Genomic DNA, 15,954 nt, shown 5'->3' on the forward strand with positions numbered 1-15,954 from the left:
GTAGTACCCGTAAGCGACGTGACCGGCGCCGAATCGGTGGGCGTGGCTCTCTGTCAGCGAGTGAAAAGTTATTACGCGCGTCGCACCGAACTACGGAGGTGAGAGAATGAAACTCGAACGACGCGACCGAGACGAAAGACGCTGGTTACATCGGCTCCTCGTCGTCCTCGCGCTCGTTCTGACCGGGATTCACCTCTATCTCGGTTTCGCGGCCCCGTTCGTGGCCGACTCCGATGCCGCGCGATTCATCGTCATCGCCGTACTGTTCGTCTCGGGCATCGTCGTCTACTTCACCTCCCTGTGGCGTCCCATCTACTACCTGGTGGGGACGGCTCTCGCTCTGTATCTCGGCCAACTCTGGTTGCTCGGAGGGATGCAGTACTTCCTCATCGGCGCGATTACGGGCGTCGTGTCGACGGCGTTCATGGTTCTGACGTTCTATCTGTTCTACCGAGAAGAGGAGTTCTTCGCCGACTGACTCGCAGGGTGCGTCCGCGAACGTCGCCCTCCGACGCCGACTCTGCGCGTTCACTCCAGAGCGACGCCGACGCCGAGTGCGACCATCACGCCGCCGCCGACCCAGTTGAGTCCGGACGAGAGGCGCGTCGATTCGAGTGCGTCTCCGGCGCGTCCGGACGCGAGAGCGACGACCGAGAGATACGCCGCCGTCAGGAGGGCGTACGTCGCGCCAAGAAGCGCCATCCTGACCCCGGTTCCGTCGCCCGAACCCGCAAATCCCGGGAGAAACGCGAGGAAGAAAAGCGCCACCTTCGGGTTCAGGGCGTTCACGAGGACGCCCCGACGGAAACTCCCTTCGGGGTCCGTCTCCACCTGCGGGTCGAACTCGTCGTCGCGGAGTGCGGTCACGCCGAGGTAGACGAGATACGCCGCGCCGACGTACTTCAGTAGTCGGTACGCCGTCGGGGCGGCGCGGAGGAGTGCGGCGAGACCCAACGTCGCCGCCGCGGTGTGGAGTAACACGCCCGCGGAGATGCCGAACGCCGACCGGACGCCCGCGCCGCGGCCCTGCATCCCGCGGGCGAGGACGTACATCGTGTCCGGACCGGGCGTGAGGACCAAAGCGAGGGCCGCGCCGCAGAACGCGAGATAGGTGGCGGTCGAGAGTCCGGCGACGGATGCCATACGCGTCGATTCGGGGTCGCGGTCAAAGAATCCCCGGACGGCGGGTCACGGGAGCACTTGGTTCTCTAACTCCTCGTAGGACCCGCTCTCTTCGATTCGTTCGACGTTCGACGCGAGGATGTCCGCCAGTCGCGTCCAGTAGTGGGGCGTGTATCCGGAGACGTGCGGCGTCAAGAGGACGTTCTCGAACTCCCAAAGCGGGTGGTCCGTCGGAAGCGGCTCCGGGTCCGTCACGTCGAGACCCGCCCCGCGTATCTTGTTCCGCCTGAGTTTCGCGACCAAGTCGTCGGTATCGACGACGGGGCCGCGGGCGACGTTGACGACGACGGCGTGGTCCGGAAGGGCGTTCAGGGCGTCGGCGTCGATGAGGCCCCGCGTCGCATCGGTGAGAGGACACGCGAGGACGACGTAATCTGCGTCGGTCAGCGCCGACTCTATCTCGTCGAAGCCGAACACCTCGTCGGTCGGTCCGCCCTTCTCGGGCGTGTAGCGCACCCCGACAGTATCGACGCCGAACGCGTCCAGTCGTTCGACGACGGCCTGTCCGATTGCCCCGAGTCCGACGACGGCGACGGTGGCGTCGCCCAACTCGCCGAACCCTTGGAAATGCCGCCACTCGCGGCGTCGTTGGCGGCGGATGCCCTCGTCGAGGCGGCGGGCGAAGACGAGAAGCCACCCGAGGACGTGTTCTGCGATGTTCGGGCCGTGAACGCCCGAGGCGTTCGTGACGGTGACGCCGCGTTCGTCCAGTTCGTCGAGGGGAAGGTGGCCGTACCCCGCCGACCCGCAGGCGAAAAGCCGGAGTTCCTCGGCGGCGTCGAGGACGTCGTCGGGGAGGCTGGTACCGGTGATAATCGGCACGTCCGCGGCCAGTTCGACCGCTCGGTCCGTCGTCTCCGCTAGGTGAACCGTCGCGTCGGGGAGTCGCTCTCTGAGGGTCTCTGCGTACTCGCTCGCGGGGACGCCGTGGGCCGACTGGTCGAGGACGAGAATCTCGGTCATCGAATCGAGAGTCGAGCGGATTCGTGTTATGCTTTGGCCTAGCGGACCGAAACGAGGCTATCGCCGCCGAACCGGAACGCCGTCGCCGGGAGACGGCGTCCGCCGGACGACCGGGGTCTCGCCTCGCCGCCGCCGGACCGACGGATAAAGCCTTTACACGTCCCCTCGCGTAGACTGTCTCAATGGTACTCGACAATCTCGGGAGTTCCCTTCGCGGCAGTCTCGACAAACTGCAGGGGAAGTCCCGTCTCAGCGAGGAGGACGTCGAGGAGATAGTCAAGGAGATTCAACGCTCCTTGCTCTCCGCCGACGTCGACGTGAGCCTCGTGATGGACCTCTCTTCGTCCATCAAAGAGCGCGCGACGGAGGAAGAACCGCCGGGCGGCACCTCCGCGCGCGATCACGTCCTCAAGATAGTGTACGAGGAACTCGTCGATCTCATCGGCGAGTCAACCGACATCCCCCTCGAACCGCAGACCATCATGCTCGCCGGTCTGCAGGGGTCCGGCAAGACCACCACCGCCGCGAAGATGGCGTGGTGGTTCTCGAAGAAGGGACTCCGTCCCGCGGTCATCCAGACGGACACGTTCCGCCCCGGCGCGTACGACCAAGCCAAACAGATGTGCGAACGCGCCGAGGTGGACTTCTACGGCGACCCAGAGGGCGAGGACCCGGTCCAAATCGCCCGCGACGGACTCGAAGCGACGGACGACGCCGACGTCCACATCGTGGACACGGCGGGTCGGCACGCCCTCGAAGACTCCCTCATCGACGAGATAGAGGAGATAGAGGGCGTCGTCCAACCGGACCTCTCGCTTCTCGTCCTCGACGCGGCCATCGGACAGGGCGCGAAAGAACAGGCCCGCGAGTTCGACGACTCCGTCGGCATCGGCGGCGTCGTCATCACGAAACTCGACGGGACGGCGAAAGGCGGCGGCGCGTTGACCGCGGTAAACGAGACGGACTCCTCTATCTCCTTCCTCGGTACCGGCGAGACGGTCCAAGACATCGAGCGATTCGAGCCGAACGGCTTCATCTCTCGGCTCCTCGGCATGGGCGACCTGAAGCAGTTGTCCGAACGGGTCGAACGCGCCATGGCGGAGACCCAAGAAGGGGACGACGACTGGGACCCCGAGGACATCATGAAGGGGTCGTTCACGCTGAAGGACATGCAAAAACAGATGGAGGCGATGAACAACATGGGTCCGTTGGACCAGGTCCTCGACATGATTCCGGGCCTCGGCGGCGGGTTGAAAGACCAGTTGCCGGACGACGCGATGGACGTCACCCAAGACCGGATGCGGTCGTTCGACGTCATCATGGACTCCATGACCGACGAGGAGTTGGAGAACCCGCGCATCATCGGCGCGGCGCGCGTCGAGCGCATCTCGAAGGGGTCCGGACAAGACGAGGAACTCGTCCGCGAACTGCTCCAACAGCACAAGATGATGGAGCGCACGCTGAAGCAGTTCCAAGGGATGGGCGACGGCGACATGCAGCGCATGATGAAGAAGATGCAGAACCAAGACGGCGGTGGCGGCGGCATGGGCGGCATGGGCGGACTCGGTCCGTTCGGCGACTGAAGCCACTCCGGGCGGGTCCACTCTCGTCGCCCCGGCGGTCACGGCATCGCCACCTCCGACCCGTCTCGCCCGCGAATCGGCGATAAGGGCGACGTTAAACGCCGGAATAGCCGACTGCCGGACCTGTGCTGACGGTCCGGCGACTCGGGCGCTCACCCCCCGTTTATCTAGGGTCTACTAATGCTCCGCACGGGGCTTTCTCAACCATGGACGTTGCAGACTGTTCGAGACAGTGCGAGATGATTCTCGACGAACTGTCGAACGCGGTCATCGCGGACCGCTCCGTCTTGGAATCGATACTCGTCGGGTATCTCTCGCGGGGTCACGTGCTCTTAGAGGACGTGCCCGGAACCGGAAAGACGCTCACCGCGCGGTCGTTCGCGACGGCGTTGGGGCTTTCGGCCTCGCGGATACAGTTCACGCCCGACTTGCTCCCCGCCGACGTGATGGGGACGCACGTCTACGACGAGCGAACCAGCACGTTCGACTTCCAAGCCGGGCCGGTGTTTGCGAACGTCGTCCTCGCAGACGAGATAAACCGCGCGTCGCCGAAGACGCAGTCCGCGCTGCTGGAAGCGATGGAGGAAGGACAGGTGACGGTGGACGGCGACACGTACGAACTGCCGAGTCCCTTCTTCGTCATCGCCACGCAGAACCCCGCCGAACAGGAGGGGACCTTCGAACTCCCCGAAGCCCAGAAAGACCGCTTTGCGGTCAAGACGAGTCTCGGCTTCCCCGACGAGGAGGGAGAACTCGAAATCCTCGACCGGCGGGCTGACCGGACGGCGCAGACGCCCTCGGCGAGTACGGTCTGTGCGCAGGGCGTCGCGGAGGCGATTCGGGACGCGCCCGAACGCGTCCACGTCGGCCGCGAGGTTCGGCGGTACGTCACGCAGGTGACGCGCGCGACGCGCGAGGACAGACGCGTTCGCTCCGGCGCGTCGCCGCGGGCGACCCAGCGACTGTTCGAGGCGAGTCGAGCAGTCGCCGCCGTCGGCGGGCGAGAGTACGCGACGCCGGACGACGTGAAGCGGATGGCCGGACCCGTGTTGGCGCACAGGCTCGTTCTCACGCCGGACGCGCGCGTCGAGAACGTCGACAGGCGCGACGTAATCGACGACATCCTCGATAGGCTCGACGTTCCGTCCGTCGAGAGACAGGTTCGACGGTAAGACGTCACGGCGTTCCGAGTGGGGCCGCGGCGAGAAAACGGGCGACCGCGGCGGGATGTGACGGTTGGGGGTTCGCTCTTCTCAGTTCGACAACGCGACGAGGAGCGCCACCGCGCCGCCGAGAAGCAAGAGTAGCGCCGTGAGGGGAACGTCCGTCACGTTCAACTCGGTGACGCCGAACGTCGCCGCGACGACGACGGTGCCGTACGACGCCGACGCGCCCGTGTGCCCGAGTTCGACGGGCCACGTCCGCGCGCGCCGCCCCACGTGTTCGCCCAGCGAGACGGCGTTCTCGCCCGCGTCCCACGCGACGACGACGGCGGCCATCGCGGACAGAAGCGAGAGCGAGCCCACCTCGGTCATCAGTCCGGCGAGGACGACGGCGACGACGAGGACGCCCGTGCCGACGCCGACGAGGTGGCGCGGTCGGACCGCGGGCGCCGGAGCGAGTCCCGCGCCGAGGAGACTCACGCCGAGGAGTCCGGCCGCGAGGACGATTCGCAGCGGTAACGTTTCCGCTTCGAGCGTTCCGAAACCCACGCCCGCGAGTGACAACCCGACGCCGACGACGAGGAGAACCGCCTCCAGCGACCGGTATCCGTCGTCGCCGCCGACGCCCGCGGCCGACGCCATCGCGAGCGTTCCGAGACAGACGAGGCCGACGGCGAGGCCCAGAGAGACGCCCGGTCCGCCGTCACCGCCGGACGCGACGAGGGCCACCGCGACGACGGCGAGGCCCAGAGAGAGGACGCTCCCGAACCGCGTCGGGTGCGAGACGAACGTCACAGGCCGCGCTCCTTCGCCCGGAGCAGTTCCGGACCGAGCGGTTCGCTCGGCGACCACGGGACGACGGTGACGCCGCCGCCTCGAAGTCGCCGGACTCTCTCCTCCCGTTCGACCGCCGCGAACCGACTGCCGGGCGTCTCGGCCGTCGTCACGTCCGGACAGACGACGGTGACCGCGGTTCGACTGTTCTCAAGTTCCAGCGCGAACGACGCCACCTCCTCGTCGGTCAACGGCGAGAAGAGGAACACCTGCGTCTGGTCCCCGAGACGGCGGCGTAGTTCGTCGAACTGCCCGCTCGGAGACCAGTCGGCGTCGACTGCGGGCGGCACCGTAGAGAACGTCCGGTGACTCGCGAGTAACTGCCGGGCGTCCGCGAGGTGGTCGGTGCCGCGTCCCGGTCGGTGCCAACAGAGTTCCCGGCCGACGGCGGCCAGACCGACCGCGTCCCGGCCGTTTCCGACCGCGGTCAGAAGTTGCGAGATGGCCTCCCGACTGCACGCGACGGCGTTGGGTTCGTCTTCGCTCGCGGCGCGGTAGGCGCACGCTCTCGCGTCGAGACAGAGAAGCACGGACGCCGGTCGCTCCTCTCTGAACTCGATGGTGGTGAGTTCGCCCGTCTTCGCCCGGCGCTTCCAGTCGATTCGGGACATCGGGTCGCCCGTGTTGTACTCGCGGGTCTTGTGGAACTCGATACCGCTTCCGCCGTCGGGCGTCAACACCCGACCGCTTCCGAGCGTCGTCTGCTCTCGAAGCGGAACCTCCGGAACGGCCGCCGCGCACTCGATTGCGGCGTCCGCCGAGACGGACGTCTCGACTTCGGTCGAGCCGGTTATATCGCGTGCGACGACCGTCGCGGGGTCGAACTGGTGGCGGCCGTGCGCGGCCTCCACGTCGTACTCGAACTCGGTCGTCGACCCCGGCCGCAGGAACGCCGCGTGCCGCGGCGTCCCGTTACTCACCGTCAGCATCGGCGGGACGCCGTCGACGATACGGAGGTCCGAGAGCGTCGAGTCGCCGACGTTGCGAACGCGGACGGTCACCGTCACGTCGTCGCCCGCCGCCGGGTCGGTCGGCGTCAGAGAGCGCGTCACGTCGAGTTCGACCGACGGCGGGGACCGAAGCCACGGGTACGCCGCGAATCCCGCGCCGACCGCACCGGCGAGCAACACCAGCGGTCTCGTCGCGAACACGCCGACTGCGCTCGCGAGCAAGGCGATGGCGACGACGCCCCGCCACCGGTGCGTCCGGCGAACGGCGGTCATCGCTCGCCTCCCGCGGTGCCCGCCGCACTCGCCGTACTCACGGCGGACTCGCTGTTCTCTCCACCGGTTCCTGTTCCGGGTTCGACGCCGCCGAGGCGGCAGACTTCGTCGGCCGCGCGCCGCGCGCCCGTCTGGAACCACGACCGCCGAGAGACGAGAGCGCGGAGGCGCGCCCCTATCCACGGCCGTCTGGCGTTGCTCAGAAACGTCGCCGCCGCGTCGTCGTCGGTCCACTCGCCGCTTTCGATCATCTCGCTGGCTCTCTCCTGAGAGACGTTTTCGCGGCGCATCACCTCCCGTTCGGCCGCCCGGCGAATCCGCGCTCGGAGCCGCTTTTCCTCCTCGGTCGGACGGTGCGGAAGCAGGTGGAGACGCTCCGTGACGGTCCGGTCGAACCGGACGCCGGGGTAGGCGGCGTGTTGGACCGTCTCCGGGTTCGGCATCGTCGCTTGGTCGACGCCGTCCAGTCCGCGACGAGCGACGACAGCAACGACGAACAGGATGGCGACGACGCCCACCGCGGCGGCCAGAACGTAGTCGCTCCCGACCGCTTCGACGAGCGCATCGGACGGGAACGCCTCGGAAACGGCCGGGACGGCGACGACGAGGAGAGCGAGAGACAGGACGCAAGCGCCCGCGATGCCGAGTGCGATTCGGAGGCGTCGTCTCATCGTCTCTCCTCGTTGTTTGCACGCCGATCCGACGACGTTCGCTCTGTCGCGTTTCGCTCGCCGCCGTCGGCCCGGACGTCGGTTCGCACGTCGAGACGCGCGAGGTTGCGGTGCACTTCGGCGCGGCGCGCCTCGGTCACCTCGCGTTCGCCGTACGTGACCTCCTCGAAGACGCGCCGGATGCGCTGGACCGCGTCGGGGTCGAGACCGCTCTCGACGGCCTCGTCCGCGCATTCGGCGGGCGTCTTCTTCCAGGGGTTCTCGACGCGCGTCGCGCCGAGGATATCGACCCACGCCCGTTCGACGTCGTTCTCGGGCGCGGGGACGCCGACCGGTTCTTCGGACGCGCGGTTCTCGGGCGGTTCGAGGAACGCGGCGACCCGGTCGCGGTACCGGACGAGAAGCGCCAACACGAGAACCGCTATCAGGAGCGGTATCCAACTCTGTCCGGGGTCGGGAACGTTCCCGAACCCGCCGAGAGACTGCTGGCTCTCCTCTTGTCCGGACCCGGACTGTCGGTTCTTCTCGGCGTCTTTTTGCTGTTGCCCGGAGCTTCCGTCGTCGCCGCTCCGTCGATTCCGCTCTTCGTCACCGCCGTCGTCGTCCCGCGTCGTCAACGACCCGTCCGACGACTTCTCCGCCGAGGTGTCTCCGGACCCGTCTCCGGCGGCGGTAATCGCCTCCTTCAACGTCCCGGTGTCGGACTGACTGATGGGGATGAGTTCGTGACCGACGTTTATGACCTCGTCCGGCGTCGACGAGAGCGACGATTCGAGCGTCGTGGAGGCGACGCCCACCGAGGTGACACAGGCGAACGCGACGACGAGTGTCGCGAGTGCGCGCGCGTTCATCTGACTCGCAGTCGTCGTGGTCTATCTCCGACTCGATCCGTTGTGACGACGGGACGTTCCGATACCGACATCTCCGTCGCCGCGACTGGCGAACAACTCACGTCGGTACGATTCGTCGGCTGTTCGGCGTAAGGCATTTTTTGGAGGTATCTGGTAATATCACAAAATACGACGCGTGGTTAGCGACCCCATTACGGGCGGACGGCGTCCGCAGACGCCCGACTTTTTACCTCCGGGTCCGTTCGTCTCCCCATGACACTGGGCGACGCCGCCGCGGAAGCGTACAGAGAGGCGCTTCCGGCACTCGTCGCCAGCCTCGTTGGTGGGCTCTTGGCCGGCGTCGTTCTCAGCGGGATGGACTCCGAACTCGAAGCGGTACCCGGACTGCTCGTCATCGTCCCGGCGCTTCTCGCGACGCGGGGGAACGTCTACGGCTCTCTCGGCGCGCGCATCGCCACCGCTCTCCACCAAGGCCTCATCGAACCTCGCGTCTCCGCGGCCGACGAACGACTCCGGGCCGCCGCCGCCGCGGCGTTGGCGAACGGCGTCCTCGCGTCGGTGTTCGCCTCCGTCGTCGCCTTCGCGCTTCTCAGTTTGCTCGGCCGCGACGTGGCGTCAGTGGGAGTGCTCGCGGCCGTCGCCTTCGTCGCGGGAGTCCTCTCGGGCCTCGCGCTCACCGTCGTCGTCGTAGTCGTCGTGTTCGCGGGCTACCGGCGGGGACACAACCCGGACACACTCGTGGGCCCTCTCGTCACCACCACCGGCGACGTGTTCGGCGTCCTCTTTTTGCTCGTCGCGGTCCGGGTCGTCCTGTTCGTCGGAGGTGTCGTCTGAATGCGGACCGAGTGGACGGTTCGAGCCATCACGCGGGCGATGCTCCCCGTTCTCCTCGTGTTGACGCTCGTGGAACTGGGGAGCGGACTCGTCCTCGGAAGCTTCGAGGCGCAACTCCTCCGGTTTCCCTCCCTCCTCGCTCTCGTTCCCGTCACCATCGGCACCGCGGGGAACCTCGGGAGCATCCTCGCCGCGCGCCTCTCGACGGCGCTTCACCTCGGGACGCTCTCGTTCGACCCGACGGACGAGGAACTGGCGGGCAACGCCCTCGCCACCATCGCGCTTTCGGTGACCGTCTTTCCGGTCATCGGCGTCGGCGCGTGGGGACTGACGGGGCTTCTCGGCGGCGTCCGACTCCCGGTTTCGACCGTCGTCGCCGTCGCCCTCCTCTCCGGCATCGCACTGGCGTTTCTCGCCGTCGCCGTCACCCTCGTCACCACGTACGCCGCGTACCGGTTCGAACTGGACCCCGACGACGTGGTCATCCCCGTGGTGACGAACACCTGCGACGTCCTCGGCGTGTTGGTGCTTTTCGCCTCCGTGCAGTTGCTCGTCTGAACTCGCACGCCGACGAACCGACGCCGATTAGGCCCGCCGCACCCGACCACCGAACGTGCAGTCCGTGCAGACGTTCGAGACGTTGTGGCCCGTTCTTCGGGAGGTCGTCCCGCGAGTCGCCAACATCGCCGTCCTCATCGCCGTCGGCGTGTTCCTCGCGAACGTCGCCGTCGGGTTCGGAGTGGTGGACTACGTGGCGGCCGTCTCGCGCTATCTGACGCGCCCCGCGAACCTCCCCGACGAGGTGGGCACGGCCATCTTCACCACCGCCGCCTCGACGACTGCGGGGTACGGGATGCTCGCGGAGTTCCGCGAGTCGGGGATGCTCGACGACAGGGCGACGCTCGTTGCCGTCACGATGAACACGTTCTTCGGGTTCGTCCAGCACATCTTCACGTTCTACGTGCCCGTCCTCGTTCCCATCCTCGGTGTGGAAGTCGGGGTGTTGTACGTCGGGACGCGGGCGGCGATTTCGTTGGCCATCACCGCCGTCGGCGTCCTCGCGGGGGCGGCGCTCCTTTCGGAGCGAAACGTCGATAGAACCGTCACGACTCAGGCGGACGGTGGCGTGGGCGACGAGGGCAGTGACTCGCGCCGAACCGTCGTCGCCGAGGCGGCGCGGAAGACGTGGCCGAAACTGAAGCGTATCGTCCCCCGATTGGTCGTCGTCTATCTCGTCGTGACGCTCGTCGTGCGGACGACGGACCTCGAATCGTTCACCGCGGCGGCCGACCCTCTCGCGACGTTCGTCGGCCTCCCCGGCGCGTCCATCCCCGTCATCGCCGTCTTCGCGTTCGATACGACGGCGGGCGCGGCGACTATCGCCCCCATGGTCGGAGAGGCGTTCACGCCGCGGACGGCGGTGGCGACGATGCTTCTGGGCGGTATCGTCTCGTTCGCCGTCTCGACGTTCAAACGCTCTATCCCCTTCCAGTACGGCATCTGGGGACCCCGGTTCGGGTCGAAAGTCGTCGCCGTCAACACCGCCTTGAAAGTCGCGTTCATCGGCGTCGCGTTGGTGTTCTTGCTGGCCGTTTGACTCTCTGCCTCCGGGCTCTCGTCCCCGCATCTCGGAGAGTATGATATATGTTCTGGCACAAGTATATTATAGCAACAGTCTCACAAACTGACATGGTCACGAGCGACGAGACTCCTCCCGAAGACGCCAACTGCGTGGCAGTCCACGCTCTGGGCGAGGAATCGGAGTCTGTGATAGGGGAGACGCTCCGAATTTTGGCCGACATGGAGGACGTTCCGGTCGATGACCTCGAACCGCTGTACCACCGAGTCGAGACGGACGCGGTAGTCAGCCTCCTCGCTCACGCCAGAGAGTCGAACTCCGCGGTCAGCGTCGAGTTCACCGTCGACGAGTACACCGTCGCCGTCTCCCACGATTACCGCGAGTCGCCGCGCGACGAGAGCCAAGTCGTCGTCGAAGTCGTCGACGGAACCTGATATCGAACTCCGCCGCGGGAGGTGGTTCTCGCGAGCGACGTCTCGTCTTCGCGTCTCCCCGACCCGACTCCGGTTCGGTCACACCGCCCCGTTCTGCGCGTTACCAACTACCATGGTACTGTGGTCCGTACACCCCCTATGGACAGCAGAACGTACGAGTTCGAGGGGAAGAAACCCGAGATTCACGAGGACGCGCGGGTGAGTCGGGACGCGACGCTGGTCGGAGACGTGACCGTCGGTGCGGATGCCAGCGTCTGGCCGGGCGTCGTCCTCCGCGGCGACGTGTCGTCGGTGCGAGTGCGACGTGAGTCCCACGTCGGCGACAACGCCGTGTTGCACGCCGCCACTCTCGGAGAACGGGTCATGGTCGGCCACGGTGCCGTGTTGAACGAGACGCACGTCGAAGACGGGGCGTTGGTCGGGTTCAACGCGACGGTCAACACCGACGTCGTGGTGGGCGCAGACAGCATCGTCGCGTCCGGAACCGTCGTCCCCGACGGGTACGAGATACCGCCCGAGTCGTTCGTCCGCGGCGTCCCCGCGCGCGTCACGCCGCTTTCGGAGACGGACGTGGACCCCGCGGAGACGTTCGAGGCGTACCACTCGGGGGCGTACACGGACTTGGCCTCTCGTCACGCGGACCTGTTCGACGGAGAGTAACGGGGCGGACGGTCCGGGGGCTAGCGGTCGAAATCCAGCGGTTTCCCGTCCTCGGTGGGCGGGGCGATGTGGTCGACGAACTCCTCTACGGACGGTTCGCGGACGGCGACGTGGACTTCGATGTCCCCGAGTTCGTCCGGGTTGCCGACGGCGAAGTTTATCACTCCCTTGAACGCCGCCTGTTTCTTCAGCGCGAACGAAAAGCCCTCGTCGTCGGCGCGTTTCTCGAACTCCCGGCGCGCGGTGTCGAGTATCTCCTGTTCGTGAAGTCGCTCCGAAAACCGGTCGAGCGAGTGCGTCTCACCGACCAACTGTCCGGCCTCGTATTCGAACTCGACGTTCGGAAAGAGGGTCCGGACGGCGTCTTCGACTCTGTCCGTCACTTCCGTCTCTCGGACGGGCGCGACGATTCGCGCCTCGATGCTGTGTATCATTCTCTCACCTCGCGTGTCGTCTGCAGTCCGTCGGGCCCCTCGCGCAGGAGCACAGACACCTGCTCGCGGAACCGTTCGAGCGTGTCGGTGTTCTCGATTCGGACGTCCGCGCGGTCCATCGCTTCGCCCATCCCGAACCCGAGCTCCCGCTTTTCGCGGTCTTTCAGCGCCTCTCTGTCGCTGTCGCTGTCGTCGCGCGCTCGGTCGAGAAGCCGTTCGGCGCGAACCTCGAAGGGCGCTTCGATGCTCGCGAGGACGAACTCGTCGCCGAACGCCATCTCGAAGCACTCGAGTTCGACGCCCGAGCGCAGACCGTCCACGAGGACGACGTCGGCGACTTCGAGTTTCTCCTCTACGAGCGGTATCGAGCGCTCGGCGATGGCCTCCGGGCCGTCCTCCTCGCGGAGCGCGGTGGCTATCTCGCCGTGGTGTTCCGCGGGGTCGAGTCCCCGCTTGCGACACTCCTCGCGGATGACGTCGCCCATCGTCACGACGGGGACGCCCTCCTCGCGGGCGACGGCGGCGGCCTCGCCTTTGCCGCTTCCCGGGAGGCCCACGGTTCCGATGACCTTCATCGTCGCCCGTTTCTCGTCTGTCGGACTTAGGGTTGCCGCTACACCTCCAGCTTTTTTCGCCCTCGGGTTCGCTTCGCTCACCGCTCGGGCAAAAAAGCTGGACCAAAAAAGGCCGCTCGCTTCCTCCGGTCGCTCGCGGCTCTATTCTTCAGACTGCTCTCCGAAGCTCTATTCGACGGCGCTTTCCCCCTCGGGCGACTTTCTTCGAGTATGAAAGACCGTTCCCTCCTCGTGCGCGCCCTCTGGTTCGTCCTCGTCGGGTGGTGGGCGACGCCCGTCGTCGTCAACCTCGCGTGGGCGCTGACTGTGACCGTCGTTCTCGCCCCGGTCGGAATCAAACTCGTCAACCTCGTCCCCGCGGTGTTGACCCTGAAAGAACCGCGCTCTCGGACCGTCCCCGACGCCGCCCGCGGCCAGCGTTCGCTCCTCGTGCGCGCCCTCTACTTCGTCCTCGTCGGGTGGTGGCTCGGATTCGTCTGGGCGAACGTGGCGTCGTTCCTCGCCGTCACCGTCGTCGGGCTTCCCGTCGCAATCTGGATGCTCAACCGACTCCCCGCGGTCACCTCGCTGTACCGATTCGACGGGTAGCGGACCGAACCCGCATCGCTTTTCATCTATCGGGGTTTGAGTGTAACCGAGGGCACGTAGCTCAGTCCGGAAAGAGCGTCGGACTTCTAATCCGACGGTCGTGGGTTCAAATCCCATCGTGCCCGTTCGGCCTCGTTTCACTCGGCCTCACGGCCACGACGTAGTCACGTTCGCTTCGCTCACGTGACTCCCATCGTGCCCGTTACTTCTCGGCGAACGAAGTGAGCCGCGAGTAACGGGTCCACGTGGGATTTGAATCAGGGAGCAGCTCCGCTGCGACCGAGGTTCAAATCCCATCGTGCCCGTTCGGCCTCGTTTCACTCGGCCTCACGGCCACGATGTAGTCACGTTCGCTTCGCTCACGTGACTCCCCTCGTGCCCGTTCGTACCGTCCCAAAGCCGTCACTTCACCGCTAACGACCGCCCGCACTCGGGGCACTCCTCCTCTACGATGGTCACCTGCGCGTCGCAGTCGGGACAGATCTCTCGGTAACACGCGGGGTCGCCCATGCTACGAGATACCGCGACACGAGGAAAGAGCGTTTCGCCCGGCTCGGAGGTTCGAACGAGGCCGTCGCTCTCGGAGTCAGCGGTCGAAAGAAAGCCGGATTCGGCGTGCGGGCCGACGTTCGAGAGGCGATTCGAGGCGAGAGGTCGGGGGTGGGTGGGGTTGTGTGAGCCTAGACGGAGTTCACATTGCGCCGCCCATACCGCCCATGCCGCCCATGCCGCCCATGCCGCCGCCCATGCCGCCGCCGGGCATGTCGTCGCCGTCGTCGTCGCCGCCCGTCTGGCCACCGGAGAGGTCGCCAGCGGCGATGACGTCGTCGATGCGGAGGATCATGACGGCCGCTTCCGTCGCGCTCTCGATGGCCTGCGTCTTGACTCGGAGGGGTTCGACGACGCCCTCGGCCTCCATGTCGATGACTTCGCCGGTGTAGGCGTCGAGGCCCGCGGCGAACTCGCCGCCGTCGTGGCGGGCGCGGAGGTCGACGAGCGAGTCGATGGGGTCGAGACCGGCGTTCTCAGCGAGGGTGCGCGGGATGACGTCGAGCGCCTCGGCGAACGCCTCGACTGCGAGCTGCTCGCGGCCGCCGACGGAGTCGGCGAACTCGCGGAGCTTCAGGGAGAGTTCGGTCTCCGGTGCGCCGCCGCCGGGGAGGACCTTCCCGTCTTCGAGCGTCGTGCGGACGACGCCGAGCGAGTCGTCGATAGCGCGCTCGACTTCGTCGACGACGTGGTCGGTGCCGCCGCGAAGGATGAGCGTGACGGACTTCGCGTCTTCGACGTCCTCGACGAAGATGCGCTCGTCGCCGCCGACGTCCTTCTGGGCGACGGAGCCGGCGAAGCCGAGGTCGGACTCCTCGATGTCGTCGAGGGAGCCGACGACGCTCGCGCCGGTCGCGCGGGCGAGTCGCTTGAGGTCGGAGGATTTCGCGCGGCGGACCGCGAGGATGCCCTCCTTCGCGAGGTAGTGCTGGGCCATGTCGTCGATGCCGTCGCCGACGAAGACGACGTCGGTGCCGACGTCGACGAGCTTGTCGACCATCTCCTTCAGCTGTTTTTCCTCTTGGTCGAGGAACTGCTGAAGCTGGTCGGGGTCGGTAACGTTGACTTCGGCGTCGATTTCGGTCTCGCGGACTTCGAGTGCGCCGTCGAACAGCGCGACGTCTGCGTCCTCGACCGCGTACGGCATGTTCTCGTCGACGCGCGTCTTGTCGATGATAGCGCCCTCGACGAGTTCGGAGTTGTCGATGGAACCGCCGACGACCTTCTCGACGGAGACGTTCTCCGTGTCGATGCCGTCGTCGTCCGCGACGGCCAGTACGGCGTCTACGACGAGGTCGGCGAGGAGGTCCTTCGCGGACTCCGCGCCCTTACCGGTCATCGCCGTGGCGGCGATTTTGACGAGCGTCTCGCGGTCCTCTTCGGACACTTCGATGGCGTTGTCGTCGAGAATCTCCTTTGCCTTCTCTGCGGCCTGACGGAAGCCCTGCGCGATGGTGGTCGCGTGGACGTCCTGTTCTATGAGTTCCTCGGCCTGGTCGAGAAGTTCGCCCGCGATGACGACGGCCGTCGTCGTCCCGTCGCCGACCTCGTCCTCTTGGGTCTCGGAGACTTCGACGATCATGTTCGCCGCGGGGTGGTCGATGTCCATCTCCTTGAGGATGGTCACACCGTCGTTCGTGACCACGACCTCGCCGGAGTTGTCGACCAGCATCTTGTCCATGCCCTTCGGACCCAGCGTGGTCCGGACGGACTCGGCCACGGCCTTGCCGGCCGTGATGTTCATCGATTGCGCGTCCTTCCCTTGTGTGCGCTGGGAGTCGTCGCCCAGAATGATCATGGGCTGTCCCTGCTGCATTCGCTGAGACATATT

General features: G+C 66.6%; 18 protein-coding genes and 1 tRNA gene. 10 read left to right on the top strand and 9 right to left on the bottom strand.

Translation table 11 applies throughout. The features are described from left to right. The first annotated feature begins 106 nt into the window (after positions 1 to 106). The gene (locus BM167_RS00635; protein WP_092887280.1) at positions 107 to 478 is read left to right on the top strand and encodes a hypothetical protein; all 372 of its coding nucleotides are present in this window, start codon (positions 107 to 109) and stop codon (positions 476 to 478) included. A gap of 50 nt (positions 479 to 528) precedes the next feature. On the opposite strand, the gene BM167_RS00640 is transcribed toward BM167_RS00635, so the two are convergent. Further along, positions 529 to 1,143, bottom strand: coding sequence for a LysE family translocator (locus BM167_RS00640; RefSeq protein WP_092887283.1), 615 nt, complete (start codon positions 1,141 to 1,143; stop codon positions 529 to 531). Between the two features lie 45 nt (positions 1,144 to 1,188). After that, positions 1,189 to 2,145, bottom strand: coding sequence for a D-2-hydroxyacid dehydrogenase (locus BM167_RS00645; protein ID WP_092887286.1), 957 nt, complete (start codon positions 2,143 to 2,145; stop codon positions 1,189 to 1,191). Between the two features lie 182 nt (positions 2,146 to 2,327). Between BM167_RS00645 and BM167_RS00650 the strand changes: the two genes are divergently transcribed. Both BM167_RS00650 and BM167_RS00655 read left to right on the top strand, forming a co-directional pair. Beyond that, the gene (locus BM167_RS00650; protein WP_092887289.1) at positions 2,328 to 3,728 is read left to right on the top strand and encodes a signal recognition particle protein Srp54; all 1,401 of its coding nucleotides are present in this window, start codon (positions 2,328 to 2,330) and stop codon (positions 3,726 to 3,728) included. Between the two features lie 206 nt (positions 3,729 to 3,934). Further along, on the top strand, positions 3,935 to 4,900 hold the full coding sequence (locus tag BM167_RS00655) for an AAA family ATPase (protein ID WP_092887292.1): 966 nt from the start codon (positions 3,935 to 3,937) through the stop codon (positions 4,898 to 4,900). Positions 4,901 to 4,981: 81 nt separating this feature from the next. Here the strand turns inward: BM167_RS00655 and BM167_RS00660 are convergent, their stop codons facing one another. The 4 genes from BM167_RS00660 to BM167_RS00675 are packed head-to-tail and all read right to left on the bottom strand — an operon-like array spanning position 4,982 to position 8,470. Next, the gene (locus BM167_RS00660) at positions 4,982 to 5,686 is read right to left on the bottom strand and encodes a DUF7519 family protein (protein WP_092887295.1); all 705 of its coding nucleotides are present in this window, start codon (positions 5,684 to 5,686) and stop codon (positions 4,982 to 4,984) included. Continuing rightward, entirely contained in the window at positions 5,683 to 6,948 is a 1,266-nt protein-coding gene (locus tag BM167_RS00665; protein WP_092887298.1) for a DUF58 domain-containing protein, read from the bottom strand. Before BM167_RS00665 ends, BM167_RS00660 begins: the two co-directional genes overlap by 4 nt. Beyond that, on the bottom strand, positions 6,945 to 7,619 hold the full coding sequence (locus tag BM167_RS00670) for a DUF7269 family protein (protein WP_092887301.1): 675 nt from the start codon (positions 7,617 to 7,619) through the stop codon (positions 6,945 to 6,947). The genes BM167_RS00665 and BM167_RS00670 overlap by 4 nt, the downstream gene beginning before the upstream one ends. After that, entirely contained in the window at positions 7,616 to 8,470 is an 855-nt protein-coding gene (locus BM167_RS00675; protein ID WP_092887304.1) for a DUF4129 domain-containing protein, read from the bottom strand. Before BM167_RS00675 ends, BM167_RS00670 begins: the two co-directional genes overlap by 4 nt. A gap of 252 nt (positions 8,471 to 8,722) precedes the next feature. On the opposite strand from BM167_RS00675, the gene BM167_RS00680 reads away from it, so the two are divergent. The 5 genes from BM167_RS00680 (at position 8,723) to BM167_RS00700 (ending at position 11,977) form a co-directional block, all read left to right on the top strand. Next, positions 8,723 to 9,304: a magnesium transporter gene (locus BM167_RS00680; protein WP_092887307.1), complete on the top strand. Its 582-nt coding sequence runs from the start codon at positions 8,723 to 8,725 to the stop codon at positions 9,302 to 9,304. Next, positions 9,305 to 9,862 (top strand): magnesium transporter, encoded by a 558-nt coding sequence (locus BM167_RS00685; RefSeq protein WP_092887310.1) that lies wholly within the window; start codon positions 9,305 to 9,307, stop codon positions 9,860 to 9,862. Between the two features lie 55 nt (positions 9,863 to 9,917). Then, positions 9,918 to 10,901 carry a nucleoside recognition protein gene (locus BM167_RS00690; RefSeq protein WP_092887313.1) on the top strand — a complete coding sequence of 328 codons (984 nt, stop codon included), beginning with the start codon at positions 9,918 to 9,920 and terminating at the stop codon, positions 10,899 to 10,901. 92 nt (positions 10,902 to 10,993) lie between these two features. After that, positions 10,994 to 11,317, top strand: coding sequence for a HalOD1 output domain-containing protein (locus BM167_RS00695; protein ID WP_092887316.1), 324 nt, complete (start codon positions 10,994 to 10,996; stop codon positions 11,315 to 11,317). 138 nt (positions 11,318 to 11,455) lie between these two features. Beyond that, positions 11,456 to 11,977, top strand: coding sequence for a gamma carbonic anhydrase family protein (locus BM167_RS00700; RefSeq protein WP_092887319.1), 522 nt, complete (start codon positions 11,456 to 11,458; stop codon positions 11,975 to 11,977). Between the two features lie 20 nt (positions 11,978 to 11,997). Here the strand turns inward: BM167_RS00700 and BM167_RS00705 are convergent, their stop codons facing one another. Beyond that, positions 11,998 to 12,411: an RNA-binding domain-containing protein gene (locus BM167_RS00705; protein WP_092887322.1), complete on the bottom strand. Its 414-nt coding sequence runs from the start codon at positions 12,409 to 12,411 to the stop codon at positions 11,998 to 12,000. Further along, on the bottom strand, positions 12,408 to 12,986 hold the full coding sequence (locus BM167_RS00710; protein WP_092887325.1) for an AAA family ATPase: 579 nt from the start codon (positions 12,984 to 12,986) through the stop codon (positions 12,408 to 12,410). The genes BM167_RS00705 and BM167_RS00710 overlap by 4 nt, the downstream gene beginning before the upstream one ends. A gap of 210 nt (positions 12,987 to 13,196) precedes the next feature. Between BM167_RS00710 and BM167_RS00715 the strand changes: the two genes are divergently transcribed. After that, complete coding sequence (locus tag BM167_RS00715; protein WP_092887328.1) at positions 13,197 to 13,574, top strand: YccF domain-containing protein; 378 nt, start codon at positions 13,197 to 13,199, stop codon at positions 13,572 to 13,574. Positions 13,575 to 13,624: 50 nt separating this feature from the next. Beyond that, positions 13,625 to 13,699 (top strand) — tRNA-Arg (locus tag BM167_RS00720). 566 nt (positions 13,700 to 14,265) lie between these two features. On the opposite strand, the gene thsA is transcribed toward BM167_RS00720, so the two are convergent. After that, positions 14,266 to 15,921, bottom strand: a complete 1,656-nt coding sequence (gene thsA / locus BM167_RS00725) for a thermosome subunit alpha (RefSeq protein WP_092887331.1) — start codon at positions 15,919 to 15,921, stop codon at positions 14,266 to 14,268. Between the last annotated feature and the right edge of the window lie 33 nt (positions 15,922 to 15,954).

Source organism: Halopelagius inordinatus (assembly GCF_900113245.1).
Taxonomy (GTDB): domain Archaea; phylum Halobacteriota; class Halobacteria; order Halobacteriales; family Haloferacaceae; genus Halopelagius; species Halopelagius inordinatus.

Bases quoted from the DNA above. Each gene is read 5' to 3' on its own strand.
- BM167_RS00670 (WP_092887301.1), bottom strand. From the start codon at position 7,619: ATGAGACGACGCCTCCGAATCGCACTCGGCATCGCGGGCGCTTGCGTC.
- BM167_RS00675 (WP_092887304.1), bottom strand. From the start codon at position 8,470: ATGAACGCGCGCGCACTCGCGACACTCGTCGTCGCGTTCGCCTGTGTC.
- BM167_RS00665 (WP_092887298.1), bottom strand. From the start codon at position 6,948: ATGACCGCCGTTCGCCGGACGCACCGGTGGCGGGGCGTCGTCGCCATC.
- BM167_RS00645 (WP_092887286.1), bottom strand. From the start codon at position 2,145: ATGACCGAGATTCTCGTCCTCGACCAGTCGGCCCACGGCGTCCCCGCG.
- BM167_RS00655 (WP_092887292.1), top strand. From the start codon at position 3,935: ATGGACGTTGCAGACTGTTCGAGACAGTGCGAGATGATTCTCGACGAA.
- BM167_RS00685 (WP_092887310.1), top strand. From the start codon at position 9,305: ATGCGGACCGAGTGGACGGTTCGAGCCATCACGCGGGCGATGCTCCCC.
- BM167_RS00635 (WP_092887280.1), top strand. From the start codon at position 107: ATGAAACTCGAACGACGCGACCGAGACGAAAGACGCTGGTTACATCGG.
- BM167_RS00695 (WP_092887316.1), top strand. From the start codon at position 10,994: ATGGTCACGAGCGACGAGACTCCTCCCGAAGACGCCAACTGCGTGGCA.
- BM167_RS00715 (WP_092887328.1), top strand. From the start codon at position 13,197: ATGAAAGACCGTTCCCTCCTCGTGCGCGCCCTCTGGTTCGTCCTCGTC.
- BM167_RS00710 (WP_092887325.1), bottom strand. From the start codon at position 12,986: ATGAAGGTCATCGGAACCGTGGGCCTCCCGGGAAGCGGCAAAGGCGAG.
- thsA (WP_092887331.1), bottom strand. From the start codon at position 15,921: ATGATCATTCTGGGCGACGACTCCCAGCGCACACAAGGGAAGGACGCG.
- BM167_RS00650 (WP_092887289.1), top strand. From the start codon at position 2,328: ATGGTACTCGACAATCTCGGGAGTTCCCTTCGCGGCAGTCTCGACAAA.
- BM167_RS00640 (WP_092887283.1), bottom strand. From the start codon at position 1,143: ATGGCATCCGTCGCCGGACTCTCGACCGCCACCTATCTCGCGTTCTGC.
- BM167_RS00705 (WP_092887322.1), bottom strand. From the start codon at position 12,411: ATGATACACAGCATCGAGGCGCGAATCGTCGCGCCCGTCCGAGAGACG.
- BM167_RS00680 (WP_092887307.1), top strand. From the start codon at position 8,723: ATGACACTGGGCGACGCCGCCGCGGAAGCGTACAGAGAGGCGCTTCCG.
- BM167_RS00700 (WP_092887319.1), top strand. From the start codon at position 11,456: ATGGACAGCAGAACGTACGAGTTCGAGGGGAAGAAACCCGAGATTCAC.